This is a genomic window from Mameliella sp. MMSF_3455, from assembly GCF_030733205.1.
In the GTDB taxonomy this organism is placed as follows: domain Bacteria; phylum Pseudomonadota; class Alphaproteobacteria; order Rhodobacterales; family Rhodobacteraceae; genus Antarctobacter.
On the sequence record NZ_JASHJL010000014.1, the window covers coordinates 94857 to 116815 of the forward strand.

The 21959-nt window shown below is 62.9% G+C and carries 14 protein-coding genes; 11 read left to right on the forward strand and 3 right to left on the reverse strand.

Going from position 1 to position 21959, the window contains the following annotated elements:
- The first annotated feature begins 1229 nt into the window (after positions 1–1229).
- The 10 genes from RBB42_RS12475 (at position 1230) to RBB42_RS12520 (ending at position 12719) form a co-directional block, all read left to right on the forward strand.
- Positions 1230–3746 (forward strand): SdrD B-like domain-containing protein, encoded by a 2517-nt coding sequence (locus tag RBB42_RS12475; protein WP_305969951.1) that lies wholly within the window; start codon positions 1230–1232, stop codon positions 3744–3746.
- A 145-nt stretch (positions 3747–3891) separates the two neighbouring features.
- Positions 3892–4080, forward strand: coding sequence for a hypothetical protein (locus tag RBB42_RS12480; protein WP_305969952.1), 189 nt, complete (start codon positions 3892–3894; stop codon positions 4078–4080).
- Between the two features lie 89 nt (positions 4081–4169).
- A complete protein-coding gene (gene xrtE, locus RBB42_RS12485; protein WP_305969953.1) occupies positions 4170–5798 on the forward strand; it encodes an exosortase E/protease, VPEID-CTERM system in 1629 nt (542 codons plus the stop codon).
- 194 nt (positions 5799–5992) lie between these two features.
- On the forward strand, positions 5993–6742 hold the full coding sequence (locus RBB42_RS12490; RefSeq protein ID WP_305969954.1) for a Crp/Fnr family transcriptional regulator: 750 nt from the start codon (positions 5993–5995) through the stop codon (positions 6740–6742).
- A gap of 168 nt (positions 6743–6910) precedes the next feature.
- Positions 6911–7918, forward strand: a complete 1008-nt coding sequence (locus RBB42_RS12495; RefSeq protein WP_305969955.1) for an ABC transporter substrate-binding protein — start codon at positions 6911–6913, stop codon at positions 7916–7918.
- Positions 7919–7981: 63 nt separating this feature from the next.
- Positions 7982–8779, forward strand: a complete 798-nt coding sequence (locus tag RBB42_RS12500; protein WP_305969956.1) for an ABC transporter ATP-binding protein — start codon at positions 7982–7984, stop codon at positions 8777–8779.
- Positions 8776–9537, forward strand: a complete 762-nt coding sequence (locus tag RBB42_RS12505) for an ABC transporter permease (RefSeq protein ID WP_305969957.1) — start codon at positions 8776–8778, stop codon at positions 9535–9537. Before RBB42_RS12500 ends, RBB42_RS12505 begins: the two co-directional genes overlap by 4 nt.
- 457 nt (positions 9538–9994) lie before the next feature.
- Entirely contained in the window at positions 9995–10882 is an 888-nt protein-coding gene (locus RBB42_RS12510; protein ID WP_305969958.1) for a glucosamine kinase nucleotide-binding domain-containing protein, read from the forward strand.
- A 128-nt stretch (positions 10883–11010) separates the two neighbouring features.
- Positions 11011–11379 (forward strand): hypothetical protein, encoded by a 369-nt coding sequence (locus RBB42_RS12515; protein ID WP_305969959.1) that lies wholly within the window; start codon positions 11011–11013, stop codon positions 11377–11379.
- A gap of 92 nt (positions 11380–11471) precedes the next feature.
- On the forward strand, positions 11472–12719 hold the full coding sequence (locus RBB42_RS12520; RefSeq protein ID WP_305969960.1) for a lytic murein transglycosylase: 1248 nt from the start codon (positions 11472–11474) through the stop codon (positions 12717–12719).
- Between the two features lie 35 nt (positions 12720–12754).
- Here RBB42_RS12520 and RBB42_RS12525 read toward each other — a convergent pair whose 3' ends face one another.
- Both RBB42_RS12525 and RBB42_RS12530 read right to left on the reverse strand, forming a co-directional pair.
- Positions 12755–16423, reverse strand: coding sequence for a Hint domain-containing protein (locus tag RBB42_RS12525; RefSeq protein WP_305969961.1), 3669 nt, complete (start codon positions 16421–16423; stop codon positions 12755–12757).
- Positions 16424–16729: 306 nt separating this feature from the next.
- Positions 16730–18340, reverse strand: a complete 1611-nt coding sequence (locus RBB42_RS12530; RefSeq protein ID WP_305969962.1) for an AfsR/SARP family transcriptional regulator — start codon at positions 18338–18340, stop codon at positions 16730–16732.
- Positions 18341–18661: 321 nt separating this feature from the next.
- Between RBB42_RS12530 and RBB42_RS12535 the strand changes: the two genes are divergently transcribed.
- The gene (locus RBB42_RS12535) at positions 18662–19591 is read left to right on the forward strand and encodes a phosphatase PAP2 family protein (protein WP_305969963.1); all 930 of its coding nucleotides are present in this window, start codon (positions 18662–18664) and stop codon (positions 19589–19591) included.
- Between the two features lie 7 nt (positions 19592–19598).
- Here RBB42_RS12535 and RBB42_RS12540 read toward each other — a convergent pair whose 3' ends face one another.
- A complete protein-coding gene (locus RBB42_RS12540) occupies positions 19599–21632 on the reverse strand; it encodes a S8/S53 family peptidase (protein WP_305969964.1) in 2034 nt (677 codons plus the stop codon).
- Between the last annotated feature and the right edge of the window lie 327 nt (positions 21633–21959).

Genomic DNA, 21959 nt, shown 5'->3' on the forward strand with positions numbered 1-21959 from the left:
GAGGAGAGTTGGCTGGGAGATGATCCGCAAGTCATCTTTGTTGTGTTCAATCCGCCGGCTCCGTCAGAGGCTTTGTTTTCAATGAAAAACTAACTTATCGGAAGTGTCAGGCGAAGATGCGGCGACACGGACGCAGTGGCCCTGTCTGAGCCTGCAAAAAACGCCCTTCAATTGATGGATTTCACATGGCGATAACACAATGCGTCATATGCAAAATTCATATTCCGGTTCGGCGACGACAAAGCCTTGTTCGACTATGCTGGGCATATTGTCGTTCCCACGTTCACCCATGACGTATATGTCAGGCGATCAGCCCCACCCGAGTGGTTTGCGTTGAGTGATGGCGAATGGTCGGCCTTAGGCCCATCGGAACGATGCATTCCGGATGCGCTTGGGGATGGCCCAGTTCACAGGAAGCTTGGTGTTGTCGCGTTTCCTCCATTATTCGCTCAGAATCAGCGCCTCGGCAGAGGCTCTCGCCGTCGCATCGTTCTGCGCTTGGCTTTGAACCGGCAGAAGCGGGGATGTGGGCTTGCGCCGATCCACCAAGGTCCTGTCGTGTCCAAGAGGAGAGCGCAGACGGCACAACGATAGACTGGGGAACTGGTCGCCTTCTGTCTGCACGGGCAAACGTGCTTTCTCTCGAATGGTAGCAGTGCCGCGACTCCATCGAATCACCCGAAGATTGGAGCGCCCTGCCAAGTCGCGACATGGCCGAAAATGGCGCACGCTATGGGTGAGTCCAATACCATGCGCTCTCGGAAAGAGTTATGGGCTGCATTGTTCAATCAAAGGCGCATCAATTTCTTTGAAAATAAGATGCGTTTATAAAACATTAAGAACAATGATTTTTTCTAAACGTGAGCGGGCGTGCGGTGCAGCGGTCCGGTATGGGGTGCGAAAAAAATAAAGCCAAAGGTCAAAATCCGTGTAAATTTTAGTCGTTCGGATTTCTTGAGCGGATGGTTCGCGCACTTGTAAGTTGTGCTTCCGGGGCGTTTTCACACGTGGCCTGCTTCCGACGGCGTGCTGTTCGTATTCAGAATGCGGCGTGCAATTAATTTATTGTAGTCGATGGATAAAATTCCACGACGATTTCGGGGGGGTATTCTGTGACTTACTATCGCACTTCGTCCTACTACTGCAAACCAGAGGTAAAGTCTTTTACTTTCACGGCAATCAGCGAGTCCGCGCTTGGGTTGAACGTCGGTTGTGGCACAACCTTCACCATGCCGACGAACGCCGATGTCTGCATCACCGTAAAAGATGATGATCGCTATCTTTCAGGCGATTCCTGCTACGACGACAAGGCCAACGACTGGTCCTACCAGACCGCCGCAATCCTGCAGAACGAGACCGACGTCGGCAACGGCGGCCAGATCTACGCCGAGCAGTATTTCTGGGTGAAAGACCAGGCCGGCAACTGGTACGTCATGATCGAGGTCGAGCAGGAAGGCACAAACGACGATTACTTCACGTTCTACACCGGGGGCGACTACGGCGTGCCGCCTGCAGGTGTGGAATTGACCGTCTACAGCAAGTGCAATGTCACCTCGAACTGGCTCGATTACGACAAACTCGGCTCGGGCGACTGTCCGCCGCCGACGGGCTCGATCTCGGGTACCGTCTTCTGCGACACCCAATGCGACGGCATCAACGGTGAGTTCACCGTGGTCCCCGGCGAGACCTATGTGGTCGAGGCCGAGGACATGTACGACTATGGCTTCAAAACCGTATGCGGGTCCCAGGCCTCGGGCGGTGAACTGGTCAAGCTGGAGTGCAATTCGGGCAAGTTGAAAACCTTTTTCGACGGGACCGACGGCACCTATGATTTCAAACTCACGGTGCAGGACGAGAATGACGGCCAAAGCAAGATCTACGTCAAGGTCAACGGCGTGCTGGTTGACGTCATTACGCTGGATCGAGACAGCGACGGGGGCGGCGACGACAACGGCGGTTTCTCGGACTTCGTGATCGAAGATCTGGAACTCAAGCACGGCGACAAGGTCGAGATCTACGCCTACAGCGACTGCAACGAGTTCGTCCGCATCGACAAGATCGCCTTCGAAGGCCAGGACAAGGTCGAACATGTGCCTGAACCGGTCAAGGAAGGCGTGGTGATCAAGCTGCTCGATCTTGACGGCAACGTGATCGCCGAAACCGAGACCGACGCCAGCGGAAACTATTCGTTCGGCGACGTGCCGGTGGGGGATTACCGCATCATGGGCGTGGCGCCCGACGGCACCGAGTTCACGATCCAGGACGTCGCCGGCAATTCCAAGGATGACATCGACAGCGATGTCGATGCAAACGGCCTGTCGGGCGTCATCACCGTCACCGCCGGCTCCGCCTCCGACGTCGATCTGGGGGTCTGCGAAAAGCCCGAGCCCGGCGCGGTGTCAGGGCGTTATTTCTGCGACACCGATGACAACGATCTTGACGATGGCGAGAGCGAGCCGCCGGTGCCGGGGGTTCTGGTGATCCTTCTCGACGAGACCGGCGCCCCGGCCGTCGACATCGACGGCAACCCCGTCACTTCGGTCTTCACCGACGCGAACGGGGAATACAGGTTCGATAACCTCGCCGCGGGCACCTACACCGTGGTTTTCGACGACGTGAACAACGTTACGGCGGGCAAGGAACTGGTCGCCCCGAACGAGGGTATTGACGATACGATCGACAGCGATGCGATCGGAACCAATGTGCTGTCGCGGATCGATGGCATCGTGGTTGCCGAAGGCGGGGAGGCCGCCGACAACGATGCCGGGGTTCGCTATTCCAACCAGTCGCCCGACGCGACGCCCGATGCCGGCCACGGCTGTGCCGACGAGGAGATCCGGGTCGACCTGGCCGACAACGTCTCGGACCCGGACGGTGATCCGGTCACGATCACTGCGGTAGAGGGTGTCGCCCTGACCGATGGCGGGCCGGCGGTCAACGTCGGGGGTGTCTTTGTGCGGCTCGAAGGCAAGGAACTGGTCTTCGACGGGGAGGCGGCCTACGCCCCGCTCGACATCGGAGAGCAGGACAGCGCCATCTTCACCTACACGATTGACGACGGCAAAGGGGGGACGGCAGTCTCTACGGTTGAGGTCACCTTCTGCGGCGACGCCAACTCGGTTGGGTCCTTTTGCGACAGCCTGCCCGAGCAGATCGAGTACCAGATCCGGACCAGCAGTGTCGATCTTCCGTATGGTGATGAAGCTTTCGACATCAAGTTCACCTCGACCGATGCCCGGTTCGATGGCGTGGTCTTCGAGGATGCATACTGCATCAGCCCGTTCGACCCGGCTGATGCTTCGGAGAGTTTCGACACGGCGTCGCTCTATACGGCGGACGTGTTCTGTTTCGACGAAGTGCCGAGCGACGTGTTCAATGCGAACCAGATCAGCATCGCGAACGGCAAGACCGCGATGGAAAACCTCGACGTGGTCAACTGGATCCTGAACCAGGATTTCAAGAGTCAGGGGTTCTCCGACTGGGAAATCCAGCGGGCGATCTGGGAACTCACGGACAATATCGACACGGACTACACCTCTGAAATCGACCCGGCCTTCGGAGACGACGCCAATGTTGATACGCTGGTGGCGTTGGCCCTGGAGTTCGATGCAAACAAGACCGAGGAGTATGTGCCCGGCGAAGGTGACATCATTGGCGTCATCATTGATCCGAACCCTGCGTCTGGGTCCAACAGCCAACCATTCATCATTGGCGTTTCCTACGAGGACTACGATTGCCTGTGCTGAGCGGCTCAGGTTCAGGGGACGGGCGCCCATGGGCCAGGCGCCCGTTCTCCGGCGGATTGTCCGCCCCGCGGACTGCGGTCGCAATCGTCTGTCGATAGGAACCCGCAGTTCCATCCTTGCAAAACCGGCCCAGAAGGAGAACGAGATGAAGGAACTTGTACTTGCCCCCCTGGCGCTGCTCCAGTCCGCAACGTCAGCGCTGGCTTGCGCCGGTGCTGCTTGCCCGCCGCCCACGAACGTGCCCGAGATCAGCGCTCTCGAAGGCACTGCGGCCATCGCGGCCCTGTTGGCCGTGGTCCTGTTCGTCTGGGAGCGCCGCCGCCGCGCGGCATGAATCGACCAGAACATCCGGAGCTGCCCGCAAGGGCGGCTCCGGTTTCGATCAGGACGGCAGACTGAGGATTGAGAGAGTGACAAGGCGGTATGTCTGTCTTTGACGTCAACGAACCGAAGCCCTTTTTGGGCGGCTGGTGGCGGCCGATCGCGGCCGCGGTGTTCACGGCGGTCGCTTTGGCCCTGGTGAGCTATATCTGGTACGTGGCGTACCGAGACAGCTGCACGTCCGTTGCCTCCTGGAAGTTCTGCAAATTCTCAAGGCATCTCTTCGAACGCGCCCTGGCCGTTTTCGTGCTCGGCGCGCTCCTTGCCGCCGCCCGGCCGGTGGCCCTGCGTGGTCTGGCCCATGCGTCGCGATCTGCAACGTCATCCGGCGGTGCGGTCTGGCTGGCTCTCGCGGGTGCGGTCCTGGTTGGTCAGCCCTTGTTGTTCTGGGGCCTTGATCCCGCGGGATCGGCGCTGCTGGCCTCGGTGACGTCCTGGGCCGCAGGCGTGGCCCTTCTTGCATGCGCCGCTTTGCGATTTGCTGCACCGTGGTCTGCCTGGGGCGACGTCCTGCGGTCCGAGGGAGGCTGGATCGTCGCGCTCTTCTTGCTGGGCATGGCTCTGCCCGAAATCGGCGACACGCTGTTCCCGCTCTGGCACCTGGACATGATCAAGGACGCGACCTTGGCCGCGTCACAGGTGGCGGCGCAACTCGTCGGAATGACGCTTACGGTGGATCCGGCCGCCTACACGATCGGTCAAGGCGACTTCTTTGTGCGGGTCAACCAGAGCTGTTCGGGCATAGAGGGCTTCGCACTTCTGACCGTGTTCCTGATTGGCTACACGACCCTGTTTCGCCAGCAAATTGCACCCTTGCGGGTGGCGGCCATCCTGCCTTTCGCCCTGGCATTGTCATGGGTCCTGAATGTGGTTCGGATCACCGTCCTGATTTGGATTGGGATCAACGTCTCTCCGACCCTCGCCGTTGAAGGGTTTCACTCTCACGCGGGCTGGTTGATCTTCATTTGCCTGTCGCTCGGTCTCATTGCCTTTATCCACAACACGGCCTGGTTCCAGCGCGAACGCCAGCCAAGGACGCTGCGACAGCTGCCGCCTCTTACGCAGGATTGGGCCGCCGCCCGGATCCTGCCCTTCGCGGTCTTCATGTTCACTGCTGTCGTGAGTTCGACCTTCGTGGAGGACCCGACGCTTGCCTATCCCTTGCGCATGGCCGCCATGGCGGGTGTTCTCTGGATCTTTCGGGCGCCGATCATGGCACTCCGCTGGCGCATTGACCCGTTGGCCGTTGGCTTCGGATTGGCGATAGGGCTGGCCTGGGTGGTTTTCGCTTCTTCGTCCGCGAACCCTGAGGAACCCTTCGGGCCGGCAAGGATCGGCGGGGCGTTCCTGGTGGTCTGGATAGTATGCCGAATTGTCGGGACTTCGCTGATCGTTCCGATCATCGAAGAGCTGTTTTTCCGTTCCTATTTACTGGACCTTCTGGGGGCGGGCCGGTCGCACCTGGCGACGTTCTTCGCCGTCGGTGTGAGCACAGCCGCTTTCGCTGTTCTGCATGACCGTATGCTCCTCGCCGCGCTTGCGGGGCTGGTATTCGCGGGTCTCGTTCTTCGCCCGTCCGGCAGATTGGTCGATGCGGTGGTCGCGCACATAGCCGCGAATGTCCTGATCGCGATATGGGCGCTCGCCAGCTCGGACTGGACCATCATCTGAACGCCGGGCGCAGGGGCGGAAGCCGGGGAGCCATACTCCTGAATCCAACGTGTCGCCTCTCATTATGAATGAAGGAACGGCAGGGGGCTGGTCACTGCCTGCGCTATTTCGGCGCTGTTCCCTAGATTGATCCCTCGTGCAGCTTTTTCTACCGTTGCGGCATCAATGTCAGGACGCCTGCAAGGAGGAGTGGCATGCGCGCGAAACAAAAGGCCATTGCTTACGGCGGTTTGCCAGAGTGCAAGTCGTGCCCGGTGCGCACCGTGGGCGTATGTGCCGGAGCGGGTGCGGCGGATCTGCCTTTTCTTGCGCGCGGCAAGACTTATCGCAGTTTCGCGCCCGGAGAGCGGATCGCGCTGGCCGGGTTGGAATTGGTCGAGGTGGCGACCCTGTTGAGCGGGCTTGCCACGATGAGCCGGACGCAGGAACGCGGCACGCGGCAGATTGTAAGCCTGTTACAGCCGGGCGACCTGATCGGCCAACCTTGGCGCGACACGGCGACATTCGATGTGGTGGCGCTGACCCATGTCGAGACCTGCGCCTTTCGGGCCAATGCCTTCGAGGAGTTGCTGGAGGCAGTCCCTGGGATGCGGGGCAGCATGATGGAAAAGGCGCTGGTCGACCTTGACGCTGCGCGGTGCTGGCTGGGGGTGCTGGGGCACAGGACCGCGCGGCAGAAATTGGCCAGCCTTTTGGTCCTGCTTGCCATGCGTCAAGCCGCGCCGCCGCCGGACAACGACTGTGTCGTCGACATGATGTTGAGCCGGGAACAGGTGGCCGACCTCTTGTCCATGACCTTCGAGACCGTGTCGCGGCAGATTGCCGGGCTGGTCCGAGATGACTTGATCCGCCCGGTGACTCGCCGTGTTTTCGAGATTCCGGACCTCCGTGCTCTGATGGTGGCCTCGGGGGAGGATGCGGATGGTGGTCCGTATCAGGCCTGATCCATCCGCTGCCCGGATATGAAGGTTGCACAAGCAACGGGCAGATTGCACAGTTTCCCCCAATAAAGAGGCAGTTGCCTGTCTCGTCGGCATGGGGTGCGTCTGCTGCGTTCCTCTTGCCCACGGGCTGCAGCAGTCTCGCGTCCGGTTGCCAACAGGGAGAGACCAATGATCAAACAGACTTTCGCGGCCCTAGCCGCGACCGTCGCGCTGTCCGGTGCGGCACTTGCGGAAACCGCCGTGCCCTTTGCGCTGGACTGGAAGTTCGAGGGCCCGGCCGCGCCCTATTTCGTCGCCATCGACGATGGCTATTTCGGCGAACAGGATCTGTCGGTCGAAATCACCGCGGGGCAGGGCTCGCTCGACGCGATCCCGAAGGTGGCGACCGGGGCCTTTCCGGTTGGCTTTGCCGACATCAACTCGCTGATCAAGTTCCTCGACCAGAACCCCGGCGCGCCGGTGACGGCGGTCATGATGGTCTACGACAAGCCACCTTTTGCCGTGGTGGGGCGCAAGTCCCTGGGTGTCGAGGCGCCGAAGGACCTCGAAGGCAAGGTGCTGGGCGCGCCGCCGCCGGATGGGGCCTGGGCACAGTTCCCGGCCTTTGCCTCTGCCAATGACCTGGACATGTCCAAGATCACCGTCGAGCCGGTGGGCTTTCCGACGCGTGAACCGATGCTGGCCGAAGGCAATGTGGCCGCGATCACCGGCTTTTCCTTCTCGTCCTACCTGAACCTCGTGCGTCTCGGCGTGCCGGAAGAGGATATCTCGACCATCCTCATGGCCGATCACGGCCTCGAGCTTTATGGCAACGCGATCATCGTCAACACGGACTATGCCGCCGAGAACCCCGAGATCATTACCGGATTCCTGACCGCCATTGCGGCGGGCTGGAAGGATGCCATCGCCGATCCGGCGGGCGCCATCGAAAGCCTGATGACCCGCAACCCTGCCGCCGACGCGAACCTGGAACAGCGCCGCCTGCAACTGTCGATCGACGCAAACGTGCTGACCGACTACGCCGAAACCAACGGCATGGGTGGCATCGACCCGGCCCGCCTGGACGCGGCGCTGGAACAGCTGGCCGAGACCTACGAGTTCCAGAACGCGCCCGATGCGTCGCTCTATTTCACCGATGCCTACCTGCCCGATGCTGCGGCACGGATGCTGAAGTGATCGACTGACCCCGACCCGCGGCGCGTCCCCCGCGCCGCGGGTATCTTGTGCAAGGAGCGCCGCGTGTCGCAACCGCTGATCGAGATCAAGGGCGTGAGGCACGCCTACAAGACCCAGGACGGCCCGCTTCCGGTGCTGGATGGGCTGGAACTGAGCGTGCCAGAGGGCGGCTTTGTCGCCGTCGTCGGCCCGTCGGGCTGTGGCAAGTCCACCTTGACCCGACTGGTTGCCGGCCTGATGAAACCGGACCAGGGCGAGGTCTGGCTGCATGGAGAGCGGGTCAAGGGGCCACGCTCGACCGTGGGCATGGCCTTTCAGAACCCCGTCCTTCTGGAATGGCGGACGATCCTGCAGAACGTCATGCTGCCCCTGGAAATCGTTTCGACGAAGATGACCAAGCGCGAGCAGGAAGAGCGTGCACGGCACCTGCTGGCGCTGGTGGGACTTGAAGGGTTCGAGGACAAGCGCCCCAGCGAATTGTCCGGCGGGATGCGCCAGCGCGCGTCCCTGTGCCGGGCCATCGTACACAAACCCGAGGTGCTGATCCTCGACGAACCATTCGGCGCATTGGATGCTTTCACCCGCGAGGACCTCTGGCAGACCATGCACAAGGTCAAGGCCGAAGAACCCTTTACCGGCGTGCTCATCACCCACGACCTGCGTGAATCCATCTTTCTTGCCGATCAGGTCGTGGTCCTGTCGGGCCGTCCGGCGCGGACGCAATACGTCATGGACGTGCACCTGACCGGCGATCGCGACATCGAACACCTTTACACCCCCGAAAGCGCCGAGGCGTTGAACGTGCTCCGGCGCCAGATCCAGATTGCCCAGGGGCGGTCCCCGGCGGAGGCTGCGCAATGACCCTGCAAAAGATTCTTGTCCCCATCGCCGCGATGATCGTCTTCGGCCTGCTGTGGGAACTGCTGGTCTGGGCCAATGGCTGGCCGAACTACGTCATGGCCTCGCCCTCGGATCTGCCGCCGGCCTATGCGAAGTACTGGAACCTGTTCCTGGTGATGGGATGGCAGACGCTGTGGCGGACGGTTGTGGGGCTGGTTGTCGCCATCATCTTCGGTGTCCTGATGGGAATGGTCATGGGGTTTTCGCGGGTGATGCGCGATGCGCTGTATCCGCTGCTGGTGGGGTTCAACGCGATCCCCAAGGCGACCGTGGTGCCCATCGTCGCGTTGCTGTTCGTTGGGGCGCATGACTTCAATACCGTGCTGATCGCCTTCATGATCTCGTTCTTTCCGATTGCGGTCTCTGTTTCCATCGGCCTGTCGACGCTGGAGCCGGAATACCGCGACATCCTGCGGTCGCTTGGCGCATCGCAGACCACGATTTTCTGGAAGATCGCCCTGCCCAAGACCCTGCCGGAGTTCTTTGGCGCGCTGAAAGTCTCGGTGACGCTGGCCTTTATCGGCACCAACCTGATGGAGATCGTGTCTCCGCACGGTCGAGGGCTGGGCGCGCTTTTCGACAGTGGCAAGACCAACTCGGACTACCCGTTGATGTTCGCGGTGCTCATCGCGCTCGCGCTCATGGGGATCCTGCTTTATTACGTCGTGGTCGCATTGGAAAAGATCTTCGCCGGCTGGGCAGAGCGGGCGCCTGGGTGAGCCACGGGCCGGTCGGACGGGACTGTTTGCGGCTTTGCCGCAAAGGCGCCCGCCCGCCGACCCGTTTTAGCGCTTCCAGACTGGCAGGAAGACAGGAAGAGCGCCGATGCCGGTGCCGATCAGTGCCGGGATCGAGAAGGAGAGGATCAGGCCCGCCGGTTCCACCCAAATATCGGGCGCTCTTTGCGGCGATAGCGTCACATCTGTTCAAAGGAGGAAGGCACGTCGCCCGGGACCGCACGCGGCCATCGAAAGGCGTTGCGTTGTCCTGTTCGCCGGTCTGGTGAACCGTCTGCTCGGCGTCCAGAACTGTGCGGGAAGCACCGTGCGGCTTGCGGTTCTGTCGAGGGTGCCGGGAGGTCTGCAGCTTGGGTTGAAATGCCTGTCCCAGTGGCTCGAAGGTTGAAGCAAGCTTTCGGGCTTTTGCGCGCGGCGGCGCTGTGCCAATGATCCGTTCATGTCACATTCCGCGCCCCCCTACCTGATCGCCGTGGACGGAGGCGGCTCTGGCTGCCGCGCGGTGGTGGCCAGTTTCGAAGGCCGGGTCCTTGGAGAAGGGCACGCGGGGCCGGCCAATGCGACCAGTGATCTTGACCAGAGTATCGCCAACACGCGCGTTGCGATTGACGGCGCGCTGGGCTCTGCCAGGCTGGATGCAACGGAGCCTGGGCGGTTCGTGGCGCACCTGGGCCTTGCCGGCGCGCTGACATCCGAGGTGACAGCGCGGATCGCAAGGGAATGCGGCCTGCCCGATGTGACTGTCGGGGATGACCTGGAAACTGCGCTTGCCGGCGCCCTTGGGGCGAGTGACGGCATTCTGGTGTCAGTCGGGACGGGATCCGTCATGGCGGGGCGCCATAGAGGTACGATGTCACGGATCGGTGGCTGGGGCCTGAAGGTGTCGGACCAGGCGTCGGGGGCTTGGCTGGGACGCGGCCTGATGGAGCGAACGCTCCTGTGCCACGATGGGCTTGAACCGCCCTCGGACCTCACCGAGGCCGTGCTTGCGGAGTTCGGTGGCGCGTTGGAAATCGTGGCTTTTGCCGCGCGCGCGACACCGGGCGATTTTGCGTCTTGGGCGCCGCGTGTCGTTGCCGCCGCAGACAACGATGCGCAGGCGGCGGCATTGATGACAGCAGGGGCGGCTTACCTGGCAAGGGGCGTCGAATTTCTGGATCCTTCGGGGCAGGCCCCTCTTTGCCTGACCGGCGGGCTTGGGCCGGCATACAGGGCACATCTTTCCAATCTGAAAGGGCGCATGGTTCAGCCACAAGGGACGGCCTTGGACGGTGCCCTCCGGCTGGCTGGGGAAGCTGTTCGACGGCGGGCCGGATCTGGTAACTAGCGTATTGGTTGTGCCCATGGGTGCTGCGCATTTGGGGGGGCGTCAAACCCATGCGCGTCGAGTGTTCGCCTTTAGGATGCGCCACCCGGGCGAAGAGCCATCGCAGCACTGTGCCTTGAACACAAAGGATGGGACCCAGGCAGCGACAGAAGCCAAATAGCGAGGATCACGAAGGGCGACGCAGCGATGCCAGGGGCGAGAATACGTCAAGCGTCGCGGCCAGGATCCTTTGGGAAGGCGTCAAATATGACAGTTTTTTGTCCAATTTGCTGGTCAAATTGGCAGAATGGCGCAAGATATGCTTCTGTTTGGGCTCGGAAGTCTGGTGGATGGTCAAGGCAATTCGTATTTTTCGCTGCAGTTGCAATCATCGCCTGCGCTATGGCGTGAGCACTTGTCGCTATTGTTTCAATCCCACTCCGATCTGGAACCGCTGGTGGTTACCTCTTGTTTTGCTGGCCATGATCGGGGCCTGGATCTGGATTAAGAACCTGTGACCGGCGGTCGGCGGGATCCTGCCTGACACGCGGTTGCAGTTGGTCCGGGTGACGGTCTAGCCTGCGCGCAATAACAAGGCAGGAGACAGGACATGCGCCTTTCCAGACGGGGTTTTGCACTGGGGGCTTCGGCGATCTGGCTGGGAGGATGCCTGCCGGGGGGAGGGCTGCCAGAGGTGGCGCGACCCGATCCGGCTCTGGAACCGGGACTGCGCCCGCAGCCCAATCCCGCCTACGATAGCTGGGTCGCGGAGTTTCGGGCGCGTGCCCGAGAGCGGGGCATCACGGAAACGACTTTGGACCGGGCGTTTCGCGGGCAGGGGTTCCTGCCGGGCGTGATCGAGCGGGACCGCAACCAGACCGAATTCAGCCGCACGCTGGAGGATTACCTGGCCATTGTCGCGCCAGAGGACAAGGTCAGGTTCGGCCGGGGGCAATTCGCCAATCAACGCGCAGCGCTGCTGAGGGTCGAGGCAGAGTATGGCGTTCCGGCCAAGGTCATGGCCTCGATCTGGGGGGTCGAAAGCTACTTCGGCACCAAGCGTGGGAAGATCCCGGTGATCTCGGCCACGTCGACATTGGCCTGGGAGGGCCGCCGCGGTCGGTTTTTCGAGTCGAACCTGATGGATGCCCTGCGGATCGTTCAGACCGGCGACGCACGGCCAGAGCAGTTGGTGGGCAGTTGGGCAGGTGCGATGGGGCACACCCAGCTGATCCCGAACGCCTACCAGGAGCATTCGGTCGATTTCGACGGTGATGGCAAACGCGACATCTGGTCGGAAAATCCGATTGATGCGTTCGCCACCACGGCGCGGTTCCTGGCCCGCGCCGGTTGGCGTCGGGGGCAGCCCTGGGGCATCGAGGTCCGCCTGCCGCAGGGCTATTCCGGCCCCTTGGGACGCAAGAACCGGGCGGCAGTTTCGCGCTTTCGGGAACTGGGCGTGCGTCCGGCACGAGGCGGTTCTCTGCCCGATCACGGCTCTGCCGCGGTGCTGGCGCCGATGGGCGTGGGCAAGCCTGCCTTCCTTGTGTTCCACAACTTCAACATGATCCTCCGCTACAACCCCTCAGAGAACTACGGTCTGGCCGTCGGTTACCTGGCGGATCGGCTGGACGGGGCGGGGCCGTTGGTGGGCGACTTTGGCCGGGACAAGTACGGGCTGACATTGGAGGACCGCAAGGCCTTGCAGCGTGGGCTGACGCGGGCCGGTTTCGATGCGGGCACCCCGGATGGGGTCATCGGTAAAAAGACCGAGGCGGCGATTACCGCCTACCAACAGTCAAAGGGCCTGGCCGTGACCGGAGAACCGTCGCGCGCCCTGTTGCAGGCGCTTGGCTGAAAACGGGCGGCGCCCGGCCAAGAGCCACCGAACAGTCACGCCGTGATCAGCAGGCGTGCCTGTTCCGCCTTGAGCGCGGCCCGCGCCGCGGTGTAGGCTCCTCGTCCCGGCGCATTCGACAGTTCCGGGAACAGCGCCAGCAATTCCGCGCGCGGGCCCTCGTCCAGACCGGTCAGCGACAGGTCACCGGGCTGAAAGCTCTCGGTCCAGGCGCCGTCTGACATGACCAGTTCATGCGCGTCGAACATGAAATGAACATAGGTCACGCCCTCGGCCGGGCTGACCCGCGAAATGCCGGGGCGCCCGACCAGGTGGCTGGCGGCCACCAGCACCTCGTCCTCGCCGAAAAGCAGTTCGATCGCGGCGCCGGCCATCATCAGGCGGTGCTGCGGTGACACCAGCATGTCGCGTTCCGGCATGCCGCGTCCCAGCGCACCCGTGGCGATCCGGACGGGGCGCAGCTCCGACATTGCCTCCAGGTCGGCGGGGCCGATTGTCTTGTCCCCGGCCCATAGCACGCTCTTGTACCCGTTGTCGCGGGTCAAGACACGGTCCCCGGGGAGGATGTCGGCCACATCGACCTCACCCTTGTTGGTCTTGATCAGGGTGCCGGGGGTGAAACAGGGCGCATAATTTACCTTCTCGATTTCCGAGAAGGTCAGCGTGGACCCGTCCAGCCATTCGACCTTGCCGGATTCGGCACCTGTCATGGTGATCATGGCCGGCCCCGTGATGTTCAGCGTATCGCCTGCGGTCTCTCCACTCTCGCCACCGGTCACGGTGAGATGAGTGCCATCCATGTCGTCGGCGCTGGCGTTGAAGACATCGTCACCGCCGTCACCGGATGCGAAATCGCCCGACCCGAGGGTGAACGTATCGGCGCCATCGCCCCCTTCCAGCGTGTCCGCCCCGCTGCCGCCGACCAGAGAATCCTTGCCCGCGCCGCCCAGGATACTGTCGTCGCCAAGGCCCCCATGCACGGTGTCGTCGCCCCCGTGGGCCAGGACGGTGTCGTCCTGCGCGCCGCCGATGCCGTCGCCATTGTCGATGAAATCGCCGTCGGGATCGCCTGCATAGCCGGTGTCGATGACTTCACCCAGGGCCGTACCCTCGACGGTATGGTCGCCGGAATACAGGGGGATGCCCATTGCGGCCAGTTGTTCGGGGCTTTGCACCTGGGCGATGGGAACGCCGATCAGCGTGATGCTTTCGCCGTTGGGGAAAGTCAGGATCGCATGGCCAGAGCCGTCACCCAACGTGTCGGTCACGGTCACGTCCTCTGTCGAGACGGGGTTCCCGGACAGGTCCGTCAACGCGCTTACGTCAAGCAGGTCATTGCCCACATTGGCTCCGCCGCCCAGATCGCTTGGCGCGGCAAAGCCCGTCATGATGTCTGCGCCAGAGCTGTTGCCAAGCACCAGAGTGTCCTTGCCGGATCCCAGGACGATTGTCTCGATATCGTTGAAGCCGAGTGTGACCGCCCCATCCGTGACGGTCCCTATCTCGGGGTTCACATGAGACAGGTCGATGGTCAGGTCGTCGGTAACGGCCGAAAGATTCAGCACGTCGCCATTGGTTTCGTCCACGCCCTCGGCGTCCACGGTGTCGTTGCCGAATCCGTTTTCGATGTGAAAGGTGTCGTCACCCCAGCCACCCCAGAGATAGTCGTCCCCGGCACCGCCATAGAGCGCGTCCTTGCCGAAAGAGCCGCGCATCCAGTCGTTGCCGTCGCCGCCAATCAGGGTGTCGTCGCCTTCGTTGCCCTCGACCGTGTCGTTGCCCACGCCGCCGGACACAAAATCGTCTCCGGTTTCGCCGTAGATCGCGTCGCTTCCCGCGTTCCCGGCAATGGAATCGCTGCCCTCGTTGCCATGCAGGCTGTCGTTTCCGGCCCCGCCCATGATCGTGTCCGCGCCGTCGCCGCCACGCAGCGTGTCGTTGTCAGTGCCACCGTCGATCCGGTCGGCGGCCTGCGTGCCAACGACGGAGTCGTTCCCGCCGCCGCTCGCGACCGTGATGCCGGTGCTGGCCGGACCGTACTGGGCAAAGAAATCGTCGTTTTGGTCGGTCAGGACGACATGCTCGATCCCGGCAAAGCTCAGCTTGTCGGTGCCATCTGTCGCTGTGCCCGCCTCGTCGCCGGTCAAGGTCATGTCGATGCCGACGCTCATGTCCGAAAAATCCAGCGTGTCATGGTCGGTGCCGGTGCTGACGGCCTCACCACCGCGGATCACGTCGGCGCCGAAACCGTCGCTGACGACGATCAGGTCGGCATCTGCACCGCCATCGATCGAATCCGCATCGGCCCCGCCATGCAGCGTGTCCTGGCCCGTGCCGCCGGCCAGCGTGTCCTCGCCGGCCAGACCATGGACAAGGTCGTCACCCGCGCCGGCGTCGATCAGGTCGTCCTGTGTTTCCGGGGCGGCGATGACGACGGTCGGCGTGTCGGTAAAGCCCGTGGTGGTAAAGGCATAGTTGGTCCCGATGTCGCGGGAGGTCATGATGAAGACCAGTTCCTGCTGATCGGAATACCTGAACTGGGCCCAGTGGTTCTGGTCGGTATTGTCCGAACTCGTGTTGTCCGACTGCGCGCCCAGTTCCTCGCCGCTGTCCGTGGCGGTCAGGTTCGTTGTTGGGGGCGCGGCCAGGCCCAGGCTTTCCACGTCCGCGGTCTGTGCGGTCACACTTTCGGCTGTGGTGTCGATGTCCTGGAACGTGAAGGTGCCGGTGATCTTGATCGGCTCGCCGGTGACCTGATCATGGAATTCGAACCCCAGCGTGACACCGGTGCCAGCGTCGACGGCGCCGTCGCGGTTGATGTAGACGGAGTTGTGGTTGAACTCGATCTGGATATCGGGATCGTCTGTGTCGAGGACCGTCAGCCGGGCCTGCACGACGATGCCTTCGTCCGTGACACCGATGCTGTCATAGACCGCGTACATGCCCACGACGCCGGCGCCGGTGTCGCCGGTTTCGCTGATCACGTTGAACTCGAACGAGGACAGCGTCCCGGCGCTGGCCCCCGCGTCCCTGCCGTCACCGTAGATCACGTCGCCGCCACCGCCTGCGCTGATCGTGTCTTGGCCGGACCCGCCAGTGATCACATCCGCACCGTCGCCGGTGGTGATGCTGTCCGCCCCGGTGCCGCCGTCGATGGTGTTATCGCCGCCCAGGGCGTCGATCGTGTCAGCGCCCGTGCCCCCGCGCAGCAGGTCCGAACCCATGTCGGAGCCAAGTGTGTCGTTGCCGTCGCCGCCGATCAGCGTGTTGTCGCCGCCGGTCGCGCTGGCTAGGTCGGCACCGTCGCCGAGATTGACGAAGTCATCGCCGTCGATGCCCCTGACAGTGTCGTTCCCACCCAGCGCAAAGATTGTGTCGGGCCCCCCGCCAAGATCGATGGTCTCGCCCTGGTCGCGGCCGGCATAGGAATCCGGACCTTCGGGCAGGATCATGTTCGTGAAGGCTTCGAATTGCGTGGATCCACCCAGCCGAGCGTCGGGCAAACCGTTGTGCCAGATGTCGCCAACCGTATAGGTGCTTGATCCGTCGGAAATCTGCAGTTCACCGGCTTCGGCGTTGTAGAATACCGAGTAATTCGCGCCCAGACCCGAGAAATCCAGCGTATGGCCCGAGCTGCTCTGGTGAATATGGCCCCAGAATGAGGGCGAATCCCAATTCGATGCCGTAACTACATACCTCGCCATGCCAGCGATCCTCACCTTTACCGAATGGACCCGCCCCAAAGGCCCGTCCCGCCGAAAATTTTCGGCGCTCACCGAGTGACGCCAATGATCGCAGGAATGTGGCCGAAGTGGGTCGGATCAAGGGAATTGGCGCTCCGTTTGTTACCCCGTCCGGGGTTAAGATCGCCTTTCTTTCCTGATACGAACCCAGTTCTTCGGCGCGCCGTTTGCTCGTTGCCGACTGTCGGCAGCTTGTCTCAAGCCGCAAGTCGTTTTGACGGTTGTCCGACGATGGTCCGGACCCGCCGTGAAGACAGGAGATGTCGGTCAGAGAAGGGCGCGGATCGGTTCCAGCAAACCCTTGTTGCGCAGCGTGCGCACCGGATAGCTGTCGTCGTTCACCAGCCGATCCAGTGAAAAGCCCGGCTCGATCTTGGCCAGCTTCTCGGCCACGGCTTGGGCCTTGTCCAGTTGTCCTTCAAGGGCATAAAGCGCCAGCAGGTGGCGGTGGCCCGGCCGGGACAAGGGGGCAGAGCGCACCGCGGCCTCTCCGGCTTCGATCGCCTCTTGCGGGCGGTTGCAGGCAATGGCCACGATGCAGTGACCGGTGTCCCAGTAATGTTTGAAAGGCGAGGTGCGCGCGATTCGGCAGGCCCGTTCGGAGGCGCTGAACCCGCCTTCCATGTCGCCCGACAGGATCAGTGCCTCTGACAGGGATTTCCAGGCAAAGGCGTTGGCCGGGTTCCGTTCCACCGCGTTCTGTGCCAGGTCCAGCACTCCGGCTGTATCGCCAAGCGCCGTGCCGCGCACCTTGGAGATGATCGCATGGACAAGCACGTTGTCCGGGCTCAGCTCCATCGCGCGATAATGCAGGTCGACGGCCTCTTCCAGCAGGCCCTCCTGGTCTTCCTCGGCCATTTCCATCATCTGGGTCAGCCGGATCATGCTGGCCCAGGCGAGGTAGATGCCGTTCTCGTCGCGGCGAAAAGCCTGGTCCATCAAGCCGTAAGCTTCGCGCAGGGCGTCCTTTTCGAACGAGAACATCCGATAAAGCCCCAGCCGCGACAGCGCCGTGGCGCGGGTTTCGGGGCGATCCTTTTCCAGCACATGCGGCAGCTTGCCGATGATCTGGTCGGCGGCCTCGAAGACGGTGCGTGACACGTCGATTTCCGCGCTCAGGATATCCTCGAGTCGATCGAGTTGTTGCAGCTTGGAATAAAGGATGCGTGCACTGGGTTGATGCGTGGCCTTGATGAACAGCGCGTGTCCACCTTCGCCGTTTTCCATCAACTGGGTGCTGACGGACACGTCGCTGACCGGGGCGCCCTCGGGCAGGGGCGTGTCCGAATCCGATTGTCGCCAGGCACGGACCTGCTCCGCTATGTTCTCGCCGATCTGGTTGGCCAGGACCTCGCCCAGCATCCTGTCGCGCCCCGGCGCCTCTGTGCTGGCACGGCAGTTGATCAGGATACCGCGGCTGTCGGTCGGGCTGGCCGAGGCCAGTTTCGACAAAAGCGCGGCCCGTTCCTGGCGCAACCAGTCCTCGAACTCGGGGTCTCGCACGTCGATGCCCTGCAAGAGTTCGACGCGGTCATCTTCGGGTATGACCTCCTCGTGCAGGTCTACGGTAACGGCACGCGGGTCAAGCGTGACCGAGGACCTGTCCGCCCTGATCACCCCGGCCGCCGGGCCAAGCGCATTGCGCAACTTGGACAGGGCTTGCCTCAGGTTGGCGCTGGCCTGTTCCGGGCCGAAGGTCGACCACAGCTTGTCCTCCAGCCAGCGGCGCGGGCGGGTCATGTCGGGGCTGAGCGCCAGCATCGCCAGGAGCGCCTGGTTCTTGGCCCCCTTGATGGGCAGCGTCACGCCATCGCCGTCCCGAACCAGGAATGGTCCGAGCACGGTGATGGTGATCCTCTGGGATGCAGGCGCTGCCATGTGCTTTCCTCGCAAGTTGCGAAAATCTAGCACCGCCGTGACGGCTCGGCAACGGACGTGAAATTTCCGTTAACGAATATCCGAATTGGCAGTTAGGCTTTGACCTGTTGCGAGCAGTGCCAAAAACTCTGCCTTAAATTTCACGAGGAAGTCATGCCCGTTTCCGGCCTATACAATTCGCAGAACTCCCAAAACAGCCAGAATTCGCAAAACTCACAGAATTCACAAAATTCGCAGAACAGCCAGGCGGCGGAAAACTCGCAGGCCGGGCCGGACAATACCTTTGGCAGTGCCGCTCTGGGCCAGGCGCGGGACGGAACCGTGGGATACTGGGACGGTACGGCGGACCGCGTCCCGAAACAGGACGGTCGCAGCGGCTGGGACGCGCTGACTGCGATGGCGACCGGTCCCCGGCGGGCGGTGATGGATGCTTGCCTGCAAGGGCTGTTCAACGTCACGCTGGAACCTGCGGCCAAAGGCAAGCCGGCGACGGGAACCGTGGCATTGGCAGGCGGGCCGCTGGTCACGCTCGAGGCGCCGACAAGCACGTTCCTCGCGGACAAGCAGCTGCATTACCTGCGCACCTATGCCGACCTGCGTGGCGACCGGCTGAACGAGATCATCATGCAGACGGGCGACATCCAGAGCTTTTTCGCCCTTGTCGGCTATATGGCGCCGGATGCCACGAAATGGACGCTGGCGCTGAACCAGGCGATGCTGCGGCTCTGCACCGTGATCGAGATGCCCCTGAAACACGGGTTTGACGTGGCGCGCCCCATTGCTATGTCCCGCAAGGTGCAGCCGCTGATCCAGACGCCGGGGCATGGCTCATGGCCGTCGGGGCATGCGACCGAGGCCTTTGCCTGTGCCACGCTGCTGTCGCGGCTGTTCCTGAATGCGCCGGTCGATCCAGTCGAGCAGATCAAAGCGGGCAGCGAACTGTACCGCCACGCCGAACGGATCGGGATGAACCGGACGGTGGCGGGCGTCCATTTCCCTACCGACAGCATGGCCGGTGCCGTGCTGGGCGTGACCGTGGCCGAGGCGCTGATCAACCTCCTCGAGGGGACGCCGCAGACCCGGACGCGCGTTTTCCATGGCGCGGGGTACGACGGGGACTTTACCCTGGCCCGCATGGTCGAGGCATTGGACAACGGCCAGGAGATCGCCACGGGCACCTTGTCGCTGCCGACGGGGCTGGTGCCGGGCTGGCTGGCCAAGATGTGGGACGAGGCCAAGGAAGAGTGGTGATCCGCGTCTAGCTGGCAGGCAGGAGGTCCGGCAATTCGATCAGGGCCTCGCCCAGCCGCGAGTCCTGCGTTCCGGTCGGCATCAGGTATGCCGGGTCGATATCTTCCAGCCGGGTAGACGCCGGGTTCTGCGCATTGGTGATGATCCGGGTCGATGACAGGGCCAGGGCGCGTGTCAGGCGGCCCGCTGCGGCGCTTGTGCCCGCCAGTCGCCGCGTGCTGCCGCTGAGCGTTCCGGATGCCCGGATGCCAGCCGAGAATGGCCCGTTGCCAATCGGGGCGGCGACACTTGGACCGGGCTGGGACCAAGATGCGCCCTCGCCGCTGTAGGGGGCGGGGCGATAGTTCCGGACTTCCGGCAAAGCAGTCCAGGCGGATGCCTGTGCGGCGCCCACGCTGAACAGCTGCCGACAATTCGCCGCGACATAGGCATTGTGGCAGCCCGCATCGCATATCGGACCGGTGCCGGGAGCGACATAGGCAGCACGGCTTTCATCCCAGTCATAGGCGGCGGGGTGGTCGAGATAGCTCTGCCGTCCGCGCACCTCCGCCCCGCGAACCGCGTCGTCTCTCTGAACCTGCAGCAGCACGTCATAGAGGCCTTGCAGCGAAACCGTCCATGCCCCGGCGGGAGCCACTGGTTCTCCGGCTTTCTGGCCTCGCGTGGGGGCCAATGCCAGAACATAACTGGCGGGTTGTTCGATATCCTTGTCCCGTTTTCGCGCCGGGACATGGTAGATTCGGGCCAGCGCGGCCCCGTCGTCCCGTTCGAGTGAGCGGATTTCGCCGGGCTTGAGCTGTGCCAGACCCGAGGCGGTGCCGTCAGGTGCCGTCAGGCCCACCTGCAGGTCCGCAGATGCCCCGTTCCTGCAGTGGATTTCGATGAAGCTGGCGGTCTCGTCGTCGGGTTGTACTCGCCAGGTCACTTGTGCGGGGCCCTTGGCCGGGCCGAGTTGCGCGACCTGGCTGCTGCGATAGCTGTTGCCAAAGGCCCAGACCAGGCGGACCGGCTGGCCAGTGGCCTCTTCCCATGTCTGCGCCTCACGGGCCATCTGGTACTCGACGAAATGTGAGCCATCCTTGGGACCCGCCAACACGCCAAGTGAGACGTTGACGATGACGGGCGCCCTTGCGTCCACTTGGGCGGCCTGCCGCAGGACCCAGCGCAGTCCCATGACAAGATAGCTTTCGATCCAGGTGCCAGAGGTGTCATCGATGCTTTCGGGCGGAAGTTGGACACCCAGCAACGGCCAGTCCCGTGCCGGATCGAGTTCGTCCTCCGGGTCGGCCCCGGCGGCAAGATCAAGGACGTGCGTGCCATGGGTGGTGCCAAACCCGGTCTCATCGCGGGTCTTGCCGGGGTAGATCGCGGCATTCAGAGCGGCATAGGTCGCGCTTTCGTCGCCTCGTGCTAGCAGATCGTCGATTTCAGCGGTGTCCAAGATGCGGCCAGCCAGCGTGCCTTTCGGCTTGGTGGCCTGCTGTTCCAGCGCCTGCAGCCAGAGGGCATGAAACCGCGTGCGCCTTGGCGCAGTGTTCCGGCAGAAGCGCGCGTTCAGAAAGCCAATCCCGTCGTCGATGATCGCGACGATCGGCGCGCCGGGTGTGGGTGAGGGCGGCACCGGTCCGGCGGGCGCGGGCGGCATCGGATCGTCCGCCATCTGAACCGGGCAGCCCGAGTCGATCACCTCGAACAGGTCGTCGTGCAGGCTATCCGCCGTGCCGATACGCCTGTAGATCATGTAGTTGTCCCGAAGGTTCGGATGGATGGCGGGATCGTCGATGCGGGCCACAAGCGCTGCAAGTTCGGTGTCGTCCATCCGTAGGGGCGAGTCCGCCTGCCCGACAAGATCGCGCAGGCGGCGGCGCGCGGCCTGCATGTCATCTGCGGGCTTGAGATGCACGAATAGCGGGGCGTAATCCGGGCCTCGCTCCGGGCGTGCCGGCGGCAGCATGTCGCGCCGCAGACCGACAAGACGTGACCAGTCAAGGCAGGCATCGCGAAAGGCGTACTCTCTGGCTTCGGTCCAGCTGTGTCCCATGTCGATCCCCCCTGATCCCGCACGCGAAATTAGCCATGTCAGCAAAGGTCTTTTTCACCTTCCGGTCAAGGAAGCGGGGTCCGAGCCTGCCGGGTTTGCGCAGAATTCACGCCACGCGGATAAGCGAACAGTGAGATTTCGTCGGGATTTCATGCCCGTTTCACGCAGGAATTGCGCGGCAATTGCGGTCTGTTCACGGGCGAAGGTGCATGGTCGGGTTAACGTACGGGCAAGCCGTACAAATGGATGCTTCGGGCTAGGGGAAAGACCATGAAATGCAACGGGACCGGGACAAGGTTCGGTGTGATAGACGGAGGCGGTCAGGGA